The sequence below is a fragment of the Pseudomonas sp. HN2 genome, assembly GCF_020736465.1.
GTDB lineage: Bacteria > Pseudomonadota > Gammaproteobacteria > Pseudomonadales > Pseudomonadaceae > Aquipseudomonas > Aquipseudomonas moraviensis_A.
In genome coordinates this window covers 1488999-1508012 of sequence record NZ_CP085885.1, presented here as the reverse complement: position 1 = coordinate 1508012, position 19014 = coordinate 1488999, and the positions used below count along the sequence as shown (strand labels likewise).

The following is a 19014-nucleotide window of genomic DNA, read 5'->3' as shown; positions in this document are numbered from 1 at the left end:
CCACAGGAAAAATGCATTTTCAATGTGGGAGCGAGCCTGCTCGCAAAGAGGATCACCCAGCGATAAAACTCACCCGCACCTTCAACCCCGCCTGCTCACCGTCATGCAAGGTGATCTGCGCCAGATGCGCCCGGCAGATCTCGCCGACAATCGCCAGGCCCAGGCCTGATCCGGCGACCTGCTGATTACGCCGGTAAAACCGCTCGAACACGCGATCGCGCTCTTCCTGCGGAATGCCTGGCCCGTCGTCTTCTACCTCAAGCACTGCCGGTGCCGTCACCCGCAAGATCACATTGCCACCCTGCGGGGTATGCGCCAGTGCGTTATCGACCAGATTGCTCAACAGTTCGTTGAGCAAGGTCGGTTCGCCACGCAGCCACACCGGCTCGTCCGCCTCCAAGGCCAGCGCTACGCCGCGCTTGTGCGCCAGAGGCGCCATGGCCATACCCAGCTCGCGCGCCAATTGGCTCAGATCGAGCAGTTGCGCGCCGCCCTCGGCGATCGCCCGCGCACCGTTTTCGACGCGGGCCAGCGACAGCAGCTGATTGGCCAGATGCGTCAGGCGATCAGTGCTTTGTGCGGATGATTCGAGGGTTGTACGCCAGGTCTCCGGCTCGTCTGAACGCAGGCCCAATTCCAGCCGAGCTTTCAGCGCCGCCAGCGGCGTACGCAATTCGTGGGCAGCATCGGCGATGAACTGCGCTTGCCGCTCGAACTGGCCGCGCAGGCGCTCGGTGAAATGGTTGAGCGCGCGAACCAATGGCCCGAGTTCATGCTGGACTTCGACCAGCGGCAGAGGCCGCAAGTCGTCGGGCTGGCGCTCTTCGACGGCGGTGCGCAAGCGCTCCAGCGGGCGCAACGCCGCGCTCACTGCGAACCACACCAGCAACAACGCACCCACGGCCAGCATGCCCAGACGCAGCAACGTATCCGCCGCCAGACTGCGCGCCATGCTGACGCGCGCTTCGTCGGTTTCGGCCACGCGAATCTCCGCCATGCCGTTCATGTTCGGCTCACTCACGGCTTTGAGCAGGCTGACCACGCGTACGTTCTGGCCGTTGTACTTGGCGTTATAGAAGCGGGCGAGCGCCGGATAGCTATCCGTGCGCGGCGTGCCGGGCGGTGGCCCGGGCAGATTCTCGTAGCCGGAAATCAGCTTCTGGTGGATGTCGTTGACCTGATAATAGATGCGCCCGGCGCTGTCGTAGGCGAAGGTGTCCAGTGCCACGTAAGGCACGTCGGCGCTGAGGCTGCCATCGCGCTGCGACAACCCCGCCGCAATGGTTCGCGCCGAGGCCAGCAGTGTGCGGTCATACGCGGTGTCGGCGGCTTCGCGACCATTCCAGTAAGCGCTCAAGCCACTGGCGAGCATCAGCACCACCAGCAACCATCCGAGGTTCCACAGCAACCGCCAGCGCAGGCTGCTGGGCTTATGCATCGCGGCTTTCCAGCAGGTAGCCGAGGCCGCGGAAAGTCACGATGGCCACGGGCTGGCCGTCGAGCTTCTTGCGCAAGCGGTGCACGTAGATTTCGATCGCGTCGGGGCTGGCTTCTTCGTCGAGGCCGAATACCTGGGCGGCGAGCTGTTCCTTGCTCATCACTCGCCCCGGCCGCGCGATCAACGCTTCGAGAACGGCTTGCTCGCGTGACGTCAGGGTCAGCAATTCTTCGCCGAGGGTGAAGCGTCGGGTGTCGAGGTCATACGCCAGCACACCACAGCGCTGCTGACGCTCGCCGCCCAGGACACTGCGGCGCAGCAAGGCTTTGACCCGCGCTTCCAGTTCCGTCAGTTCAAACGGCTTGGCCAGATAATCGTCAGCACCGAGATTGAGACCATGTACGCGGTCCTTAACGTCACTGCGCGCCGTCAGCATCAGGACGGGCAGGTTCTTGCCGCGGGCACGCAGACGGGCCAGTACCTCGAAACCGTCCATGCGCGGCAGGCCGACGTCGAGAATCGCCACGGCGTATTCCTCACTGCCGAGCGCCAGGTCGGCAGCCACGCCATCGTGCAACACATCCACGGTCAGACCGGTGCTCTTGAGCGCCTGAGCCACGCTTTCGGCCAGTTGCAGATGGTCTTCGACGAGCAGGACACGCATGGATTGTTACCTCGTTCAGAGTCGGCCGACGCCGCGCTTTGCCGCGGAGTTTACAGCCGCAACCGCCGCTGTGAAGCCTGAAAACCGTGAAAGACAACTGAAAGGTTGCTGAAAGGTTAGCCGGTTAGAGTCGGTTCACGGACAGTTTCGACTGTCGCCGCTGCTGCCACACAGCGCAACGCAAAACGCCACGAAGCGTTTTCGACCAATAAGAACAATAATCGGAGTACCCCGCATGTCGTACATGCACACCCGGGCTTTCTCACAGGCCGACACCCTTCGCTGCAACCCCGCCCTCGCCGGTTTTTCCGTGACGGGCTACGCCGTTTTTCCTTCCGATATTCCAGTCAATGCGTCCGCGCAACGAACACCTGCGCCCGCTGCTGAGCAAAGCGTTGCCCTTTGGTAATTCTGCACGTCCATAACAACAACTCCCAAGGAGACTCAGATGAACTTATCACTGCGTAAAGTTGCGCTCGCCGCTGGCGCGATGCTGTTTGCCGGGCAACTGCTGGCCGAGCCGAAACGGCCTGAATGCATCGCCCCCGCCTCCCCCGGCGGTGGTTTCGACCTGACCTGCAAACTGGTGCAGAGCGCACTGGTCAACCAGAAGCTGCTGAGCAAGCCGATGCGCGTGACCTACATGCCCGGCGGTGTCGGTGCGGTGGCGTACAACGCAGTGGTTGCGCAACGTCCGGCGGATGCCGGCACGCTGGTCGCCTGGTCGAGCGGTTCGCTGTTGAACCTGGCTCAGGGCAAGTTCGGTCGCTTCGATGAAACCAACGTGCGCTGGCTCGCGGCGGTCGGCACCAGCTATGGCGCCATCGCGGTGAAAAGCGATTCGCCCTACAAGACCCTCGACGATCTCGTGCAGGCCTTGAAGAAAGATCCAGGCTCGGTGGTCATTGGCTCCGGCGGCACCGTCGGCAGCCAGGACTGGATGCAAACTGCATTGATCGCCAAGGCCGCCGGGATAAACCCGCGCGAACTGCGTTACGTGGCACTCGAAGGCGGCGGCGAAATCGCCACTGCTCTGCTCGGCGGTCACATCCAGGTCGGCAGTACCGACATCTCCGACTCCATGCCACACATCCAGAGCGGTGACATGCGCCTGCTCGCGGTGTTCGCCGACAAGCGTCTCGACGAGCCGGAAATGAAAGACATCCCGACCGCCCGCGAGCAAGGCTACGACATCGTCTGGCCGGTGGTGCGCGGCTTCTACCTCGGGCCGAAAGTCAGCGACGAAGACTACGCCTGGTGGAAAGACGCGTTCGACAAACTGCTGGCCTCCGACGAGTTCGCCACCCTGCGCGATCAGCGTGAACTGTTCCCGTTCGCCATGACTGGCGCGGAATTGGACACCTATGTGAAGAAGCAGGTCGCCGACTACAAAGTGCTGGCCAAAGAGTTCGGCCTGATCCAGTGATCGTCTCTGTCTAGTGGCCGCGCTCCCCGCTTCGGGGGCGCGGCACAGGAGTTCTCATGCTTATTCAACGCATTTTCGCCTCGGTGTTGCTGCTGGTTTGCGCCGGTCTGGCACTGATGGCGTGGCCGTACCAGGCGGCTTTTTCCTACGAACCGGTCGGCCCACGTGCCTTCCCGCTGCTGATGCTTGGCCTGATGGGCCTGGCGCTGCTGTACATGGTGTTCCGCCCGGCGCCGATCAAACACAGTGAAGACGAGCCGCCGCTGGACCGCGAAACCCTGACCAAGATTGCAATCTGCGTCGCACTGTTGCTGGTGTTCGCCGGCCTGTTCGAACCGCTGGGTTTCATCCTCAGCAGCATCGTGATCGGCATTCCGATGGCACGCCTGTACGGCGGGCGTTGGGTGCCGAGCATCGTCGTCACCACGCTGATGGCCATTGGTCTGTACCTGTTGTTCGATCGGGTGATGGAAGTCCCGCTGCCCCTTGGCCTGCTCGACGTGCTGGAGAACTGATATGGATACCCTCGGTTATTTGGGTCAAGGCTTCGGCGTCGCGCTGAGCCCGTACAACCTGGTCACGGCGCTGACCGGCACCTTGATCGGCACCGTCGTCGGCCTGCTGCCGGGCCTCGGCCCGATTAACGGCGTGGCGCTGCTGATCCCGATCGCGTTCGCGCTCGGTTTGCCGCCGGAGTCAGCGCTGATCCTGCTCGCGGCGGTGTATCTGGGCTGCGAATACGGCGGCCGGATCAGCTCGATCCTGCTGAACATTCCTGGCGAAGCATCCACCGTCATGACCACCCTCGACGGCTACCCGATGGCCCGCCAAGGCATGGCCGGTGTGGCGTTGTCGCTGTCGGCGTGGAGTTCGTTCATCGGCGCGTTCATCGCCACGTGCGGGATGGTGTTGTTTGCGCCGCTGCTGGCGAAGTGGGCGATTGCTTTCGGACCGGCGGAATATTTCGTGTTGATGGTGTTTGCGATCGTCTGTCTCGGCGGCATGGCCGGTGATCGACCATTGAAGACCTTTATCGCGGCATTGATCGGCCTGTTCCTGTCCAGCGTCGGCATCGACGCGAACAGCGGCGTGTACCGTTTTACCGGCGACAACATTCACCTGACCGACGGCATTCAATTCGTGGTGCTGGTGCTGGGTCTGTTCTCGATCAGCGAAATCCTCTTGCTGCTGGAAAAAACCCATCGCGGCCAGGAAGCGGTAAAAGCGACCGGGCGCATGATGTTCAACTTCAAGGAAGCGGCTTCGGTGTTCGTGGTGAACATTCGTTGCGGCCTGCTCGGTTTCATCATGGGCGTGTTGCCGGGTGCGGGCGCGACATTGGCCAGCGCCGTGGCCTACATGACCGAGAAACGCATCGCCGGTGCGAGCGGCAAGTTCGGCCAGGGCGATGCCCGTGGCCTGGCTGCACCGGAAACGGCGATCGGTGCTTCGGCCTGCGGCGCGCTGGTGCCGATGCTGACACTGGGCGTACCGGGTTCGGGCACCACGGCGGTGATGATCGGCGCGCTGTCGCTGTACAACATCACCCCAGGCCCGCTGCTGTTCCAGCAACAACCGGATATCGTCTGGGGCCTGATCGCGTCGTTGTTCATCGCCAACATCATGCTGGTGATCCTCAACATCCCGATGATCCGCATTTTCACGCGCATCCTCGCCGTGCCGAACTGGGCACTGGTGCCGGTCATCGCGATCATCACCGGGATCGGCGTCTACGCGGTTCACGCCACCACTTTCGACCTGTTCCTGATGGTCGGCATCGGCATCTTCGGTTACATCCTGCGCAAGCTCGACTTCCCGTTGTCGCCGGTATTGCTGGGCTTCATCCTCGGCGGTCTGATGGAGCAGAACCTGCGTCGCGCGCTGTCGATTTCCAACGGTGCGCTGGAAATCCTCTGGTCGAGCCCGATCACTTTCGGTGTGTGGGTGCTGACCGCGCTGATGCTGCTGTTCCCGCTGATTCGCATCTGGCGCAAACGCGCGGTCGCTCGTCGCGCTATCGCCGATGTCTGATCGCTCGTCCCTGAAAGCCTGGTGGGGCACCCCGCTGGTCGGTCTGCTGGGCGGTTTCATCGCCAGTCAGATCGGCTGGCCACTGCCGTGGATGGTCGGCTCATTGCTGGCGATCATCCTCGTGCGCTGCCTGACCCCGTGGCAACTGGCGGAAATCCCTAGCGGGCGCAAGTGCGGGCAGTGGATCGTCGGCATCGGTATCGGCCTGCACTTCACCCCGCTGGTGATGGAGCAGGTGCTCAGTCATTTCGGTCTGATCTTCTTCGGTGCGCTGGTCACCAGCCTGTCGGCGGTGGTCGGGGTGTGGCTGATGCGCCGCACCGGCGAAGATCGCGCCACCGCATTTTTCTCGAGCATGCCCGGCGGTTCCGGAGAGATGGTCAACCTCGGCGCGCGCAACGGTGCTTTGCTCAGCCATGTCGCGGCGGGACAAAGTCTGCGGGTACTGGTGGTGGTGTTGTGCGTGCCGGCGGCGTTCAAGTATCTGCTCGGTGACGGCACGCCGATTTCTCATGCCGGCAGCGTCGATTGGCGCTGGTTGGCGATTCTGTTTCCGGCGGGTGCCCTGCTCGCCTGGCTCTGGCAGCGTCTGCGCCAACCCAATCCATGGCTGTTCGGGCCGTTGCTGGTCAGCGCGGCGGTGAGCATCACCTGGGATTTGCACATCGGTTTGCCCAACGGCGGCAGCCAGATTGGCCAATGGCTGATCGGCAGCGGTTTGGGCTGTCACTTCAATCGGCAATTCTTCCGACGCGCGCCGTCGTTCATGGGCCGGACGTTGATCGGCACGGCGCTGACAATGTTGATCGCGTCGCTGTCGGCGTTGGGCTTGAGTGCGCTGACCCATCTGGATCTGCGTTCGCTGACTCTGGGCATGATGCCGGGGGGGATTGCCGAGATGAGTCTGACGGCGGAGACACTGCAATTGTCGGTGCCACTGGTGACGGCGCTGCAGGTGATGCGGCTGCTGTTTGTGCTGTTTCTGGCGGAGCCGTTGTTCAGGTACTGGAATCGCAATGCCGCATGAGTCTTAAGACCGAGTCGCCCCAATCGCGAGCAGGCTCACTCCTACAGGGGAATGTATTCCAAAGTAGGAGTGAGCCTGCTCGCGATGCTTTTAGATTGGTGGAAGGCGCCAGTCGATCGGCGTCTCGCCATTCTGTTCGAGGAACTTGTTGGTCCGGCTGAAATGCCCACAGCCCAAAAACCCTCGATAGGCCGACAAAGGTGATGGATGCACCGAGGTCAGCACCAGGTGCTTGGTGGCGTCGATCAGCTTCTGCTTGCTCTGCGCATGGGCGCCCCAGAGCATGAACACCAGATGCGGCTGCCGTTCGCTGACCACCTCGATGATGCGGTCGGTGAAGTGTTGCCAGCCCTTGTCCTTGTGCGCATTGGCGTTGGCGCGTTCGACGGTCATGGTGGTGTTGAGCAGCAGCACGCCCTGATCGGCCCAGCTCTGCAGGTAGCCGTGGTTGGGAATGTCGATGTTGAGGTCGCGCTTCAGCTCTTTATAGATGTTGACCAATGATGGCGGCGCCGGCACGCCCGGTTGCACCGAGAAGCACAGACCATGGGCCTGGCCCGGGCCGTGATAGGGATCCTGACCGAGGATAACCACTTTCACCTTGTCCAGCGGCGTCGAGTTCAGCGCATTGAAAATCAACGGCCCAGGCGGGTAGATCTCCTTGCCGGCCGCCCGCTCCTGCTGCAGAAAGCTGCGCAACTCTGCCATGTAAGGCTGGTCGAACTCAGCACGCAGTGCCTCCTTCCAGCTCGGTTCGAGTTTGATACGGTCGTCAGCAGTCATGGTCATTTCCGGCAAAAACAATGGGGCGAACCCTAGGAAAGCCGGCCACGCTTGTCAATTGATCTGACGCAGATCCGGCACTTTCCCCCACAGCGATCATACTGATCGCTCACATTTCCGATCGAGGTCACGATGAATCTGCACTTCGAAGAACGCACCGGCACCGACGGCGCCCGCATCGGCATCGCCAGCCTGGATGCCGAAAAGTCGCTGAACGCGCTGTCCCTGCCGATGATCAACGTCCTCAGCGACAAATTGAAAGTCTGGGCCGATGATCCGCAAATCGTCTGCGTATTGCTGCGCGGCAACGGTGCCAAGGCCTTTTGCGCCGGCGGCGAGGTGCGCAGCCTGGTCGAAGCCTGCCGTGCTCATCCCGGCGAAGTGCCGCCACTGGCCGCGCAGTTTTTCAGCGCGGAATATCGCCTGGATTACAGCCTGCACACCTATCCCAAACCGCTGATCTGCTGGGGCCACGGTTACGTGCTGGGCGGCGGCATGGGTCTGTTGCAGGGCGCCAGCACGCGGATCGTCACGCCGAGCAGCCGTCTGGCGATGCCGGAAATCAGCATTGGCCTGTATCCGGATGTTGGCGCCAGCTGGTTTCTCGCACGGCTGCCGGGCAGGCTCGGCTTGTTCCTCGGGCTGACCGGCGCGCACATCAACGGTCGCGATGCGCTGGATCTGGATCTGGCCGACCGCTTCCTGCTCGACGAACAGCAACCGCAACTGATCGAAGGCCTGCTGCAATTGAACTGGCAGGAACAGACCGCCATGCAGCTCAACAGCCTGCTCAAGGCTCTGCAGCAGGAGGCTCTTGAGCAAATGCCCGAAGCGCAATGGCTGCCGCGTCGCCAGCAGATCGACGAATTGCTCGACGTCAGCGACGTCACCTGTGCGTGGAAAGCCATCAGCCTGCACCGTGACAGCAGCGATCCGTTGATTGCCCGCGCGGCGAAAACCATGGCCGAGGGCTCGCCGCTGACCGCGCATCTGGTCTGGCAACAGATCCTTCGCGCGCGGCATATGTCGCTGGCCGAAGTATTCCAGATGGAATACACCCTGAGCCTCAACTGCTGCCGGCACCCGGAATTCAGCGAAGGCGTGCGCGCACGTTTGATCGACAAGGATCAGAAGCCGCACTGGCACTGGCCGGATATCAATAACGTGCCGGATGCGGTGGTCGAGGCGCACTTCCATAAAGTCTGGGAGGGGCGACATCCCTTGGCGGATCTGACCCGGTATTGAGCTGACGCGTTGCTCGCGATGGCGACTGGCTTTCCATCGCGAGCTGGCTCAATCGGGCGCCATACGACTCAGACATTCAGCTCGTAAAACTGGATGATTTCCATCATCGCCCGCTGCGCTTCATCGTCGCCCTTTATCAAAATGTCTTCGACATCCCTCAGTGGCGAAAGCGGGTGCAGACGTTCAGCAATTTGCCCTGCGGTGTAGTCCTGAATCGTCGCTCCTTGGCTGACTCTTATGAAGCCGATAGCGCTTTCACCTGCGGCGAAATGATTGGAAACCCGGATTTTCGGTGCCATGCCGTAATCCACCACGATCACCAGATCATCGCGATCACGGTGAAATTTCAGGTTGTCGATAGTCAGCCTGCGCTCGGAAAAATCGATTCCATCCAGGCCACCTCCGCTGTTGATGATCACATCTCTGCCGAGGCCATCGTATCGGTAGATATCATTTGCAGCGCCGCCGGACAGCGTGTCGTTGCCCGCCCCCCCCAGCAGCAGATCATCACCGGGGCTGCCCGTAAGCATGTCATCACCCTGCATGCCGCGAATCTCTCCGGCGCCGGTTATCGTGTCGTTGCCACGACCGCCCACCAAGGGAAGTGCTCGTCCGTCTCGCAAGGCAGTGAAACGCGTGGGATTGCTGACGATGACGCCAGTATGAGAAGTGTCGGGCGCGGGGCTCAGCTGACTTGATTCCAAGAGTTGCTTCACACTTACGACCGACCCATCGCCGAACTTTACGAGCTCAATCCCGGCCCCCTCAAGTTCACCGTTGAGGGGCAAGACGATGCGGACTTTCTGCGTCCCGCCCCATTGGATATCGAGAGTCGGATGGAGCATTTTCGCCCTCGGCGGATTGCGGTAAGCCGCGCGACCTGGGTTGGGTTCCAGCTCGACATGGGTGGTTTCTATCAACGCAGCACCCCAGCTCAAGTGCAGTGCATCGCGCTGTGCATCTGCTGGCAGAACGACCGTGTCCTGATCGATCGATCCGAACTCGTCTTTCCACCCCGCAGCGCCAACTTCTGCTCGGTGGAAAACCGGGTTCGGTACATCCGCAATCGTGGTTGTCGCTCCGGCGTGCGCTTGGACGATGTAGGTGTCGGCGCCGTCTTCGCCGTAGAGCCAATCGTCACCTGAGCCGCTGAGCAGATAGTCGGCGCCCTCGGAGCCCAGCAAGGTATCGTCCCCTGCCCCTGCGGATAAATACGCGCCCGGTGTTCTGTCACCGACAGTGCCGTAGTCGAGTGGGGAGCCTGCATAAGCGACGATCAGATCATCTCCCGCACCGCCGTGAAAAACGTTCTCCACTTCGATATTGACTCGCCCACCGACGTCGTCGCCTTGGACGATTTTGTTTTTGATCGTTGTGCTCTCGGCATCCCAACGGAATTCCCTGCGCACGGTTTCGCTCGAACTGAAACTTGCCGCCGGATAAACGTACCAGCCTTCAAGGGCGCCGGACTCCTGCCGGTCTTCAACCAATACATCTGCGATATTGAATGAAAAACCGTTGGCAGAACCGGATCGATAATAGCGAGGCGCCAAGCTTGAGGAGGGCATTGTTCCCTCGGCTTTCACCTGTTTATGTTCGACCCGCGTTGTGGTTTTCGACTGCCTTTCACTGACTACGGCTCGCCCGCCATCAGCTTTCATCCACTGCGGCGTTACAGACAGTGAACCTGCTTCGACGCTGTGATCGATCAGCTCAGTGTGGGTGGTGTAACCGGTGCCGCTGGTGGTGATATGACTGCGAACCCAGACCCCTTGTTCATTCAGGGTAAAACCAGTGGCGTGTCTGCGGGCGGAGCGTTTTGAATTGATTTGCGCGAGGAATTCCTCGGTCCAGTCAACCGTTTGAACAGATGCCACTGGGCGTGGCTTCGGAGCAGTTACATCGTCTGACTGAAGCGGGTCCTCAACTCTGCTTTCAACGGTTCCTGAGGCGCTTACACCTTCCGGTACGGGTAACTCAGGCACCTCCATCTGCGGCAATGTTTTGTGCAAGACATCGTCATAACCCAGTACCACGCCGTCGCTGAAACTGAATGTGGAGTCCTTCCACTTCTCGTGATTCTTGATGAGTATCGCGTCGCCCGTGCCATTGGCCAGTCGCAACACCGTGCCGACGGTAACTTGGATAATGTCGGCTTGCAGACTCTGCGCAGAAAACCCTGCGCCGAACCTGATGATGTTGCGGCCACCAGAATCGGTAACAACATCCAGGCCATCGCCAGTGCCGAAATAATAAATGTCAGCACCCTCCAGCCCGTCCAACACGTCGTGACCGGGACCGCCATCAAACACGTTGTCGCCGGAATCACCGCGAAGGTAGTCCGTGCCTTCTGCGCCCAGCAACGTGTCGTTGCCGGCGCCACCGAGCAACGTGTCGTTACCTGAGCCACCGTCCAGATAATCGGCATTCAGCTCGGTTTCAGCGCTATTTTCGTAATCGCCGGCAAGAATGTCGTCACCCGCGCCGCCGTACAGTGTGTCGGCACCGAAGCCACCCTGTAAGGTATCGTTTCCTTCGCCGCCCTGAAGCAGGTCATTGTTGATTCCGCCCGGCTGCAGGTCAGACACATCGCCATCCAGGAAATCCGCTCCTGCCCCTCCCAGCAGCGTGTCCGAGCCCCCCATGCCGCGCAGGGTGTCATCCCCCGCGCCGCCATCGAGAAAGTCGTTACCGTGATAACCAACAGGATGGTCAGGGCTATCGCCGATCAGATCGTCATTACCTTCGCCGCCGAAGAGCAGATCATCGCCACCGCCGCCCCAGAGCCTGTCGTCACCGGGACCACCGTCTAGCAGATCATCGCCAAAAAAATCTGCGGCGTTACCGTTGACGCCGTCGATTACGTCGTCATCACCCTGCAAAGTGTCGTTGCCAAGGCCGCCATACAACGCGTCGCTGCCACCGTTACCGGCGAGCAAGTCATCACCGCTACCGCCGTCCAGCACATCGTTGCCATGATGCTTGCTGGGTAGACCACCGCCCCAATCGAGATTGTCACCGAGCATCGTGTCATCGCCGCTGCCACCGGCCAGGGTGTCGTTCCCTTGCTCGCCTTCGAGCAAATCGTCGTCAGCCCCGCCGTCGAGCAGGTCCTGACCCCAGCCGCCGTTGATGAAGTCCTTGCCACCCTGCCCATACAGCACGTCATCACCGCCCTCGGAGGCGCTGTTTGTCGAGGCCTTTGAATAGACCGTTCGATGACTGGTGACACCGCCAGCTATGGGGACGTCAGCGCGCTTGACCGCCCAACCCTGCTCAAGCGCACCGGTGGTTTCGTCTCCGGATAAAACGTCGTCGCCAGCGCCACCGATCAAGGTATCCCGGTCATTGCCACCGAGCAGAACGTCTCGCGATGCCGTCCCGATAAGCAAATCGTCGCCTTGCCCGCCGTCGAGCCAGTCGCCGCGACTTGCCTTGCCCTTGGCGTCACCGTCGGCCATGGCCTTTTCGATTGTGGTCTCTTTGTCGCCGAATAATCGATCGTCTCCAGCCTTGCCGAACAATCGATCAGAACCACCCAGGCCGAGAATAACGTCGTCTGCAGCGGAACCGTAAAGTACGTCGGCCTTGTTGCGCTGTTTTACCTTGGGCAGCAGCACAACGTTGCCCAGCTCATCAAAGGAGGGTTGATCGCCGGGGGTAGTGGGATCAGCGTCTTTGGCTTTCCAGTCGCCCTGAAGTGTCAGATCTGCAACGCTGACCGGCTGCCGCTCATGGTCGGGGAGTCGGATGCCAAGCATCCCGGGCTGGAAGTTCTTGATCACCACCAGATCGCTCTGGCCGTATTTGATGTTGAGCGTGTCTTCAATGAGCGTCAGGGTGATTGCCTGATCCTCGGTAGACCAAATGTTGCTCGAAGGTGTGCGGCGCTTCAGCGTGGGGATCGGCGCGCCGTTGATCCACAGCTGCCCATTGGCGTTGGCATCGAAAATCTCATCAATGCCATCGCCGCTGAAGAACTCGTAGCGGTCACTGCCCTCGCCTCCGATCAAAGTGTCGTTGCCCTTACCTCCGATCAGCACATCATCACCGCCCATTGCGTACAGCGCATCATTGCCATCGCCTCCGCTTAGCGAGTCATTGCCGCGGCCTCCTTCAATGACATCGTTACCCGCCAATCCGGCGATCGAGTCATTTCCCACGCCGCCATACAGATGATCGGCATTGGTGCCGCCGGCGAAAGATCGCCCATCGTCATCACCGAACGTGACCAGCGGGTTCAACACACCGGTGGTCATCGGCGCCTGTTTGCCTGAGGCGAGATCGGCGTAGGAATACTTCTGCAGCGTGTGTTCCCCAAACGAGCCTTGGGTCCGGGCAATCAACCGCGCCAGCATCTGCGCACGATCCGCCAGCCACTGCGCGGTGATAAAACCTTCGCCGGTCAACGGATCGTAGAGTTCAAATTTGCGGCCGGGATAACCGTCGGTTCGCTCTATGACGACTTCGCTGAGTTGCTGTAAGGAATTGCGCAACGCCAGGCCGAGCGGTGTCTCCTCGCCTGCCAGTTTCGCCCATGCACTCGCATTGCCAAACTCGCCGATTGTTCGGGTGACGATGCTTTGCGACTGCTCTGGGGAGAGTGCTGAGAAGAATGCGTAAGCGTTGCTGGCGAAGGTCTCGTTGGAGGTGGGTGAAGCAGCAGAATCGCCGTCGTAAGTGCGCCTGAACATGTCGAGAAATTCATTCTGGCCGTAGCGCAAAATCAGGTCGACCACGGCGGCGACAGGTGTGCCTTTCACTACATGCTGGATCAGTGGATTCACACTGCCACTGGCTAGAGCAATGTTGATCTGCTCCGGCACCACTGAAAGCAGACTTTGCAGTGGGTTGATGCCGAAATTGCTGATCGCCGCTCGCAGGCCGACGCTGTAGGAATCGATGGCGAAGAGAATGTTTTTATAGTCGTCGAGCCGGTTGGCTTTTGCCTGAATGGGTGGGCCGTCATCTTCCGCATCCTGTTCGCCGGCAGAGATCAATCTCCACGTCTCATAGGGCGGTTTACCGCCCAACAGGCTGAAGCCGACCGTTCCGGACCAACCGGAATTGCGTTTCACGGCGGTATCGTCCTCCCCGCAAACCTCCTTGAACAGTGCCTCGCCAATCGCGCTGGCATCGATTTCTGCGATCTGGCTGATCGACGGAACGGTCCAGGGCGCCAGTTGACCGGCGAGGGATCCGTTGATCAGGGTATTGATGAAATTGACGGCAACCTGGTTAGATGAAAGCTGCATCAGGTCTTCACTGAAAATTGTATTCAGTCTGAGTTCACCTTGCCGCGAGGTGTAACCACGAATCAGCGCCGAGTAGGCACCGTTTCCACCGTTGGCATCAATAGCCACGGCCAGCCAGAGCCTGGCGTTTTTCAGCACTTCTCCAGCCTCTTTATCGACAGCGAAAACCTCAGACACTTTTTCGCCAATAATATCGAACAGCTTTTGATACAGAGGAGCGCAGCTGGCTCCTGCTAGTTCCAGCGCATCGTACTGAATTTGTTTTGAGCGCAGCCTCATTCCTTTGCAAATATTGGCTGCGTTGAAAATTTCTGTTTTTTCCATATCGCTAAAAACATAACTCATTGTTACTTCCTTGTAATAACAGAGCGTGAAAGATAATCACTGAGGTACTTGAGCATCTCAGGTGCTTCGCGTAATGACGCTAGTCCGAGACCTACGCTCCCGTGTCCCCCAGCGAAGTCGAAGTTATCCAGATTGATAGTGCAGAAAAAATTCAATTTTCCGAAATCAAGGTTTTCCAATTCAGCTCGGCTGAACCGTGCCAGTTTCTCGTCAGTCAGTTGTTCCTCCGAAGCCGGACGAATCAAGCCATCACAGTTGATCAACCGAGGGGTTCCATCTCGCCGCGGCCAGCCAGTAATGACAAACGTTCTGACCGAATCTTCATTCTTGAAATGCGGCGGAGGTGCATCCAGCCAAATCTCCAGCCCCGGATAATTTTTCAATTTCACAATCAACTCATCCGGCCAGTTGACGTGCCGATAACCGCGCTCATGAGGCTCGGTGGTTTCTTTTCTGGTAAAAAGTCCGGCATTCAATTTATAAAGCCGCCAACTTTTGGGTATCGGCTCCAGGCGCAGATCCTGGTAACGGTGCAGTCCCGCGCCGGTCCACCAGAAAAACCCCTTCAGAGCAATTGCCAGGCAAGCTTTCTTATTCACCATTTCAGGCATGCCAACGTAAAACTCCGGGACCAGCGTCTTATCCACATAGGCACCGCCTAATATCGGCACCTGCTTCATGCTCGCCAGCTTGTTCTGACAGGCTTTCTCGGTTGCCTGGTGAATAGCCGCCGACTCGGCGGATTGTTCTTTTTGGATATAAAATTCCGCTACGCAGTAACAGACATACACCAACAGGCCATACTTCAATAACCTTTTGAACCACTTGATCGCCTGCTTACGCCACTTCCTGGACATTTCAACCCTCCCGATCAAACTGCGGAACGGTTGATATATCGTCATGCCCGGACATCGCCCTTTCAAAAATCTCAAAGTATTGGCTCACGCCCGATTTCACACTGAACCGACTTGCCGTCAACTTCGCAGCGCTGGCAAGACCATCGTACTCACCCGCCGATTTCAAAACCTTGCATACATTTTTGGCAATTTCTTGATGATCGAAGAAATCCACCAGCACTCCATTAATCCCATCAACGATCACTTCCTTTACCGGGGCCGTATCCGACGCAATGACCACGCAACCAGACGCCATCGCCTCCAATAACGACCACGACAAAACAAACGGATACGTCAAATAGACATGAACTTTCGAACACTGCAGAACCGCCCGGTAAGTCGGGTAAGAAAGCTTTCCGGTGAAATGCACTCTGGAGTGATCAAAACTTACTTCCGCCTCCATTCTGCTGCGCCAGTTTGCATACCCGACCGGCTTACTCCCATAACTGACGCTATCGCCGCCAACCACGATGATTTGCGCACCCGGGCACTCAGCCTGAATACGCGGGATCGCTCGCATAAAGCTGTGAAAGCCGCGATAAGGCTCAAGGTTTCTCGCGACAAAGGTAACGATCGGCTGCCTGGCTCTGAGCTCGATTCCGTCAGGCAACCTGACGGCCCCGACTTTCGCCCTATCAGAACCTTGTATGACACCCTCGTGAATGACCCGAATAGCCGACCGGTAAGCGGCCGGAAAAAGGCTGCGCTGCCACTGCGTAGGCGAAATTGCGATATCACATTGTTCAAGATTCAAAAGATGCAGCGAATTGAGCACCCGCAGCCGTGACGATTCCGCCGTGGCCCGCGCAAACTCGGGGTCGAAGCCGGAATCGGCGCCCTGCGCTCGATAGTAGTACTCGCAATAGTGGATAAGCGGCGTATCGGGATAGACGTCCTTGGCGAACAGCGTCTCTCCCCATCCGGGATGAGCGAGAATCGCGTCTGGTCGATAACCCGACCGTTTCAGCCTGCTCAGGATTGCGAAAACCTGCTGCCCATCCATCACGGCTTGTTCGTAGCGAATCAGATAGGGGTGCATATTGCCGGGCGCTCGGCTGGTCGCTCGATAGCGATAGATTTTCACCCCGACGACGCCCGGTGCCGTGTCCCGGCCTATCGCCACAACCTCGTCATGCCGGGCCATCGCCGCCAGCACCACATGGCGGAACTGACCCGGAAAATTTTGGTGAATAACCAGAAGCTTCATAGCGCTAACGTCCATTTTTCGCCGCTATTGAGCTGAGGATCTCTCACGTCGTTCGGCATCCACAAACGCTAACAAATGCCACGAAATGAAACTGTAGGACGCTTCCGGGAATCCCTTGGGAGAAGGCGAATGAAACGACTTTTCGACGGGCAAAAAAAAGCGGCGCCTGATGCGCCGCTTGTTTGTTTACGGTTAATTACCAACGGTTGCCACGGCCGTTGTAGTCACGGCGACCGCTGTGGCGATCGTAGTTGCCGCGGCCACGGTGGTCGTTGTCCCAACCGCCGCGACGGTGGCCGTCCCAACGTCCGCGATCATTGCCATGCCAGCGACGGCTTTCGTAATAGCGCGGAGCCGGTTGATAGTGACGCGGGGCCTGGTAATAACGCGGTTGCTGGTAGTACCGCGGCGCTGGCTGGTAATAGCGCGGCTGGGTGTAATAGGTGCCGCCGCTACGGTAATAGGAGCCGCCACCGCTGTAATAGGCCGGTGCGGGTGATGTGTAGACCTCTGACCTGTAATAGCTGTCTCCGTATGAATATGGGACGCATCCGCCAAGGGAAAAAAGCATCACGGCAAGCAGTACGATTCGGCGATACATGGCGGCCTCCTGGACCGCGGGTTGGCCACACCAGCGACGCTGGCAGGCGACAGTCAACAATTCTGTGACTGTCGAAAAATCAGACAGCGTTTTCCGAATCTGGTGCGTTCCTGCAACAAGTTGAAACAAGTGATTATGAAATCCTGTTTATCTGACGCAGATGAGTTTCAGAGGCGATCATTTGACTGATACCGAGCCGATCACCAATTTCGCCATCACCACAATCAGCTTTTCTATCCGGTAGACGGATGCGATTTCCCTGACACACCGCCGAGTCATATCCCCCGCCATTTCAGGCACAAATCCCGCAGTGTTTTCCCGACCATCCCACTAGAATGCATCCCATCGGGCCACTGCCAACGGATCTGCCATGCCGCTTCGTTCTCCCTTGTACTCGCAACGTTCCCTGGTGCTCACCTTGGTCGCCCTGCTCGGCGCCGGGTTTCTCGCCACCTCGCTGTTGAGCTATTTCGCGTCCCGCGCGTCGATCCGCGACAACATCGTCAACACCGAACTGCCGTTGACCTCCGACACAGTCTATTCGGAAATCCAGAAAGATCTGGTCCGGCCGATCCTGATTTCTTCGATGATGTCCCGCGACACGTTCATGCGCGACTGGGTGGTCAACGGCGAACAGAACCCCGAGCAGATGACCCGTTACCTCGACGAAGTCATGACCCATTACGGCGCCTACACCGCATTCTTCGTTTCCAATGCCACGCTCACCTACTACCACGCCAAAGGCGTGCTCAAGCAGGTCAAAATTGAAGAGCCGCGCGATGCCTGGTATTTCCGCGTACGCGACATGCGGGATCCGTACGAGATCAACGTCGACCCGGATCTGGCCAACAAGGACAACCTGACGTTCTTCATCAACTACAAGGTCTACGACTACCACAACCGCTTCATCGGCGCCGCGGGTGTGGGCCTGACCGTGGATGCGGTGATCAAGCTGATCGACAAGTATCAACAGCGCTATCAACGCAGCGTGTACTTCGTCGACACCTTCGGCCGTCTCGTGTTGACCGGTGCCGAGGGCGGCCCGGAAGGCGCGCACATCGGCCAGGGCCTCGGCGAACTGGAAAGCATGAAAAGTCTGGTCAGCCAGTTGCCCAAGCCGCACAGCGGCAGTTACGAATACTCCACCCACGGCCAGGGACATTTTCTCAACGTGCGGTTTATTCCCGAGTTGAACTGGTACCTGTTCGTCGATAAACGCGAGGACGGCGCGCTGAGCGAAATCCGCCAGTCGCTGTATCTCAACCTGCTGATCTGCCTGCTGGTGACGCTGATAGTGCTGGCGCTGCTCAATCGGGTGATCAAACGCTTCCAGGCAAAGATTCAGGCGCATGCCACCCTCGACAGCCTCACCGAACTGCCGAATCGACGCGGCTTCGACATTCTTGCCGCACAGGCACTGCACGAGGCTCAACGCGAAACCCGGCCGCTGACCGCTTTGCTGCTTGACCTCGACCACTTCAAGACGTTGAACGATACTTACGGGCACATGGCCGGCGATCAGGTGTTGATCGGGTTCGCCCGCGATCTGCAAAGTTGCCTGCGCCACGCGGATATCGTCTGCCGCTGGGGCGGTGAAGAATTCATCGTTCTGTTGAAAGACACCGACGGCGAGACCGCGCAGAAAATCGCCGAAAAAATCCGTCAGCACGTCGAGCAACACGAATATGCCTACGACGGCCACAGCCTGCATCTGACGGTGAGCATCGGCGCCACCACCGTGCAACGCGATGACACCTTGCACAGCCTGCTGTCCCGGACCGATCATGCGATGTACCGCGCCAAGCAATCCGGGCGCAACCGCACCTGCATGGAAATGCCGCACTCGACTTATGCCTGATCTCGACGTCAAACCCGACCACTGCCCGGCCTGCGGTGCCCGCAACGATTGCAGCCTCGCCGACCCGCGCACCGCCGACCGCGAATGCTGGTGTTACGGCGTAACCATCGATCCGGCAGTGCTCGAGGCGCTGCCGGTCGAGCTGCGCAATCAAGCCTGCCTGTGCCCGCGCTGCGCGCAGGTCGAAGCGCAACTGCAAGCAGGCCGGCGGCCGATCCCGTAAGATGCGCGACCCTTT

At 59.3% G+C, this 19014-nt stretch carries 14 protein-coding genes; 7 read left to right on the top strand and 7 right to left on the bottom strand.

Annotated features, from left to right (window positions below; all coding sequences use genetic code 11):
* Positions 1 to 52: 52 nt before the first annotated feature.
* Both LIS66_RS06600 and LIS66_RS06595 read right to left on the bottom strand, forming a co-directional pair.
* Entirely contained in the window at positions 53 to 1438 is a 1386-nt protein-coding gene (locus tag LIS66_RS06600; protein ID WP_042608143.1) for a sensor histidine kinase, read from the bottom strand.
* Positions 1431 to 2102, bottom strand: a complete 672-nt coding sequence (locus tag LIS66_RS06595; RefSeq protein WP_034153139.1) for a response regulator — start codon at positions 2100 to 2102, stop codon at positions 1431 to 1433. Before LIS66_RS06595 ends, LIS66_RS06600 begins: the two co-directional genes overlap by 8 nt.
* A gap of 448 nt (positions 2103 to 2550) precedes the next feature.
* Here LIS66_RS06595 and LIS66_RS06590 point away from each other — a divergent pair, with 448 nt between their 5' ends.
* Genes LIS66_RS06590 through LIS66_RS06575 form a run of 4 tightly spaced genes read left to right on the top strand, consistent with a single transcriptional unit; the run spans position 2551 to position 6586 of the window.
* Positions 2551 to 3528, top strand: coding sequence for a Bug family tripartite tricarboxylate transporter substrate binding protein (locus LIS66_RS06590; protein WP_042608144.1), 978 nt, complete (start codon positions 2551 to 2553; stop codon positions 3526 to 3528).
* A 56-nt stretch (positions 3529 to 3584) separates the two neighbouring features.
* A complete protein-coding gene (locus LIS66_RS06585; RefSeq protein ID WP_039760883.1) occupies positions 3585 to 4043 on the top strand; it encodes a tripartite tricarboxylate transporter TctB family protein in 459 nt (152 codons plus the stop codon).
* A 1-nt stretch (position 4044) separates the two neighbouring features.
* Positions 4045 to 5559 carry a tripartite tricarboxylate transporter permease gene (locus tag LIS66_RS06580; protein ID WP_042608145.1) on the top strand — a complete coding sequence of 505 codons (1515 nt, stop codon included), beginning with the start codon at positions 4045 to 4047 and terminating at the stop codon, positions 5557 to 5559.
* On the top strand, positions 5552 to 6586 hold the full coding sequence (locus LIS66_RS06575; RefSeq protein WP_227973848.1) for an AbrB family transcriptional regulator: 1035 nt from the start codon (positions 5552 to 5554) through the stop codon (positions 6584 to 6586). The genes LIS66_RS06580 and LIS66_RS06575 overlap by 8 nt, the downstream gene beginning before the upstream one ends.
* 90 nt (positions 6587 to 6676) lie before the next feature.
* On the opposite strand, the gene ung is transcribed toward LIS66_RS06575, so the two are convergent.
* Entirely contained in the window at positions 6677 to 7369 is a 693-nt protein-coding gene (gene ung / locus LIS66_RS06570) for a uracil-DNA glycosylase (protein ID WP_042608147.1), read from the bottom strand.
* Positions 7370 to 7501: 132 nt separating this feature from the next.
* On the opposite strand from ung, the gene LIS66_RS06565 reads away from it, so the two are divergent.
* Positions 7502 to 8614 carry an enoyl-CoA hydratase/isomerase family protein gene (locus tag LIS66_RS06565; RefSeq protein WP_227973847.1) on the top strand — a complete coding sequence of 371 codons (1113 nt, stop codon included), beginning with the start codon at positions 7502 to 7504 and terminating at the stop codon, positions 8612 to 8614.
* Positions 8615 to 8682: 68 nt separating this feature from the next.
* On the opposite strand, the gene LIS66_RS06560 is transcribed toward LIS66_RS06565, so the two are convergent.
* The 4 genes from LIS66_RS06560 to LIS66_RS06545 form a co-directional block, all read right to left on the bottom strand.
* Positions 8683 to 14214: a calcium-binding protein gene (locus LIS66_RS06560; RefSeq protein ID WP_227973846.1), complete on the bottom strand. Its 5532-nt coding sequence runs from the start codon at positions 14212 to 14214 to the stop codon at positions 8683 to 8685.
* Positions 14215 to 14216: 2 nt separating this feature from the next.
* Positions 14217 to 15071 carry a hypothetical protein gene (locus LIS66_RS06555; protein WP_227973845.1) on the bottom strand — a complete coding sequence of 285 codons (855 nt, stop codon included), beginning with the start codon at positions 15069 to 15071 and terminating at the stop codon, positions 14217 to 14219.
* 1 nt (position 15072) lies between these two features.
* Positions 15073 to 16317 (bottom strand): glycosyltransferase family 4 protein, encoded by a 1245-nt coding sequence (locus tag LIS66_RS06550; RefSeq protein WP_227973844.1) that lies wholly within the window; start codon positions 16315 to 16317, stop codon positions 15073 to 15075.
* A gap of 196 nt (positions 16318 to 16513) precedes the next feature.
* Positions 16514 to 16918, bottom strand: coding sequence for a hypothetical protein (locus LIS66_RS06545; protein ID WP_039760873.1), 405 nt, complete (start codon positions 16916 to 16918; stop codon positions 16514 to 16516).
* A gap of 370 nt (positions 16919 to 17288) precedes the next feature.
* Between LIS66_RS06545 and LIS66_RS06540 the strand changes: the two genes are divergently transcribed.
* Together LIS66_RS06540 and LIS66_RS06535 are read left to right on the top strand one after the other, a co-directional pair.
* Positions 17289 to 18776 (top strand): sensor domain-containing diguanylate cyclase, encoded by a 1488-nt coding sequence (locus LIS66_RS06540; protein WP_227973843.1) that lies wholly within the window; start codon positions 17289 to 17291, stop codon positions 18774 to 18776.
* Positions 18769 to 18999: a cysteine-rich CWC family protein gene (locus tag LIS66_RS06535; RefSeq protein WP_042608153.1), complete on the top strand. Its 231-nt coding sequence runs from the start codon at positions 18769 to 18771 to the stop codon at positions 18997 to 18999. The genes LIS66_RS06540 and LIS66_RS06535 overlap by 8 nt, the downstream gene beginning before the upstream one ends.
* Positions 19000 to 19014: the final 15 nt, after the last annotated feature.